Origin of the sequence: Thermomonas sp. (assembly GCF_020850895.1) — a bacterium.
In the GTDB taxonomy this organism is placed as follows: domain Bacteria; phylum Pseudomonadota; class Gammaproteobacteria; order Xanthomonadales; family Xanthomonadaceae; genus Thermomonas.
On the sequence record NZ_JADZDS010000132.1, the window covers coordinates 1 to 2,575 of the forward strand.

General features: G+C 64.8%; 4 protein-coding genes and 1 pseudogene. 3 read left to right on the forward strand and 2 right to left on the reverse strand.

The features are described 5' to 3' along the window. Positions 1-209: 209 nt before the first annotated feature. Together IT472_RS11525 and IT472_RS11530 are read right to left on the reverse strand one after the other, a co-directional pair. Positions 210-677 carry a redoxin family protein gene (locus IT472_RS11525; protein ID WP_297181679.1) on the reverse strand — a complete coding sequence of 156 codons (468 nt, stop codon included), beginning with the start codon at positions 675-677 and terminating at the stop codon, positions 210-212. Positions 678-685: 8 nt separating this feature from the next. Further along, positions 686-1,162: a cytochrome P460 family protein gene (locus IT472_RS11530; protein ID WP_297181681.1), complete on the reverse strand. Its 477-nt coding sequence runs from the start codon at positions 1,160-1,162 to the stop codon at positions 686-688. A 137-nt stretch (positions 1,163-1,299) separates the two neighbouring features. Here IT472_RS11530 and IT472_RS11535 point away from each other — a divergent pair, with 137 nt between their 5' ends. The 3 genes and pseudogenes from IT472_RS11535 (at position 1,300) to IT472_RS11545 (ending at position 2,209) form a co-directional block, all read left to right on the forward strand. After that, entirely contained in the window at positions 1,300-1,587 is a 288-nt protein-coding gene (locus IT472_RS11535) for a helix-turn-helix domain-containing protein (protein ID WP_297181683.1), read from the forward strand. Between the two features lie 39 nt (positions 1,588-1,626). Next, positions 1,627-1,851 (forward strand): annotated as a pseudogene (locus IT472_RS11540) (3-oxoacyl-[acyl-carrier-protein] synthase III C-terminal domain-containing protein); the annotation flags it as partial. Between the two features lie 7 nt (positions 1,852-1,858). Continuing rightward, a complete protein-coding gene (locus IT472_RS11545; protein ID WP_297181685.1) occupies positions 1,859-2,209 on the forward strand; it encodes a zinc ribbon domain-containing protein YjdM in 351 nt (116 codons plus the stop codon). The last annotated feature ends 366 nt before the right edge of the window (positions 2,210-2,575 follow it).

Here is a 2,575-nt window from a genome sequence, read left to right on the forward strand (position 1 = left end):
AACAACGGTTGCCAACAAGCCCAAAAAGCCCTGAAATCCGACCCCGTTCGAGACCCGTTTTGAGGGGCCTGCAAGTGGCTCCATTACGGCGATCATCGGTGGCTCCATTGACCCGGTCGGTGACAGGGATCCCGCGCAGCATCGGATCTTCCGCGCGCCGATGGGCATGGCGCCGGATATCGCGCCGCAACCGCAAGGACCGTTGCGCCCTATTCCGCCACCAGCCGCATCACCTGCGCCGTCACCGCCAGGTCATCGAGCCGCCCGAAGTGCTGCGCCCGCAGGCGGCCCCGACGATCGATCAGGATCAAGGTCGGCGTGCCCCGCATGTCGTAGGCCTGCATGGTCGCCGGGATGCGCTGGCCGGGGACGGCCAGATCCACGGCGATGGGATGGGTGATGCGGAACTCATGCAGGAAAACCCGCAGCGCGGCGGGCGTCATGATCTCGTGATGTTCGAACACGGCGTGCAGGCCGACCACGGCGACGCCGTCCGCCGACAATTGCTGGTGCAGACGCTCCGCCTGCGGCACGCCGTGCAGCACACAGCCGGGACAGAGCATCTGAAAGGCATGCAGCACGATCACCTTGCCGCGCATGGCGGCCAGGGACAGCGGTGCGGGAACGTTGAGCCATTCGCCGACTTGCCAGTCGGGCGCATTGGGGTGGTCTTGCATGGGGCGCTTCAATCGCGGGTGGAACTGAAGACGAAGTCGTGATCCTTCTGCGCCGTGTGGCAGGCGTAGCAGGCGCTGGCCGCATGGTCGCCGACCACGCGTTGGCTGCGGTCGCCGCCGGCGAAGCCCTCGAAGCCCCAGCCACCGGTGGCCGCGTACTTCTCGGCGTCCTTGTGCATCACGCCCGCCACCTTGCGCGCCCCCTCGGTGATGGCGTGATCGGCAGCGGGCGCTTCGAGCAGATCGAACACGATCACGCTGCCATCCGGGAACTTGCCGGTCGCGTAGCCCGCCATGGCTTCCTTGTTGGCATAGAGATGGTGGACGCCGCCGAAGGATGCGTACAGCGGATGTCCGTCCTGGATGACCATGCTCTTGACGTGATGCCAGTTGCGATAGCCCTCCGGGTAGGGAACTTCGTTGCCGCCGGCGTGCGCCGGAGCGGCGAGGGACAGCAGTGCAAGACCAGTCAGCAGCGCTTTCATCGTCGTCTCCTTGGCTTGTCGGGCGGAATCGCCGATGCCAGACTAAAACCGGGTCATCCCGCTGAAAAGCAAGCACCTTTTGGTTAGTTTTGGAGCGCCTCCTGAAGCCATCCGCCAATCCGGAAGCCGCACCACCCGTGGCCCGCAGAGTCGAGGACGTGGTTGGCTGCAAGTGGAGCCTGGCGGTGATCGACTGCGTACGACGGGGTATCGCCCGACCGGGCGAAATGGAGCGCGTCATCGGCGGCATCCGCACCAAGGTGCTCAACGAACGGCTGCGCAAGTTGATGCGTTACGAGATCCTGGTGAAGCAGAGCTTCATGGAGGTGCCGCCGCGCGTCGAATACCGGCTCACCGATTTCGGTCAGCGCTTCGCGGAAGTGCTGGATCGCATCGCGGCGCTGGAGGCGGACGAGTCGGCATAGCCTGGATGTTTCATGAAATATCCGGGCTGGGTGGCGGCCGAGCTGGGCGGATTCTTCATCCACCAGGCCAGCAAGGTGTATACCGCCGCTTTCGCCAGGACCATGGGCATCGACCCGAAGAGGCCATGACCATCTTCAACGAACACGGCAACATCGGCCCGGCCAGCGGGCTGTGCAAGATGGGCCGCCTGAAGAAGGGCGACCGCGTGTCTGTTCGGCATCGGTTCCGGGCTGAACTGCTCGATGGCCGAAGTGGTCTGGTGAGCCGCGCATGAGCGAATCCGTCCCGTCGCCTTGCCCGCAATGTGGCTCGGCCTATACCTACGAAGATGGGAATCGGCTGGTCTGCCCGGAATGCGGTCACGAATGGATGCCGGGCGAGGTTGCGTCCGAATCGGACGCGCCTGAAGTCCGCGACGCGGTCGGCAACCTGCTGGCCGATGGCGATGCCGTTACCGTGGTCAAGGACCTGAAGGTCAAGGGCGCCTCCAACGTGCTCAAGGTCGGCACCCGGATCAAGGGCATCCGCCTGATCGACGGCACCGACGGCCACAACATCGACTGCAAGATCGACGGCTTCGGCGCGATGCGGCTGAAGTCGGAGTTCGTGAAGAAGGCGTAGCGGGTTTTCCTCTCGCCCAGGGTTCTGGCACGCACCTGAATCCGTGGCCCTCTTCACGCCACGCTCCTGCGCTCGCTGACCGGGGCATCCGCGCTGGTGAACACCGTGGCATTCGCTTGCCAGTGTGCTCTGGCGTGGTCGCCGAGGGCGCGCCTGGGGCGAAGGCGTGGCTGAATTGCGCAGTTTCGGGCGTTCCCCGGTGCCAGTCCCACGGCAATCCACCAGGGAGCGGGTGGCTTGGTGTCACCGACCGCCCCAATGGAGCCATTTCGGGATCGGCGTAATGGAGCCAGTCGATGATCGGCGTAATGGAGCCACTTCAGGATCGCCGTAAACGATCCACTCCAGGATCGGCGTAATGGAGCC

Excerpts from the sequence above, each read along its gene's own strand:
- IT472_RS11525 (WP_297181679.1), bottom strand. The coding sequence starts at position 677 with ATGCAAGACCACCCCAATGCGCCCGACTGGCAAGTCGGCGAATGGCTC.
- IT472_RS11530 (WP_297181681.1), bottom strand. The coding sequence starts at position 1,162 with ATGAAAGCGCTGCTGACTGGTCTTGCACTGCTGTCCCTCGCCGCTCCG.
- IT472_RS11545 (WP_297181685.1), top strand. The coding sequence starts at position 1,859 with ATGAGCGAATCCGTCCCGTCGCCTTGCCCGCAATGTGGCTCGGCCTAT.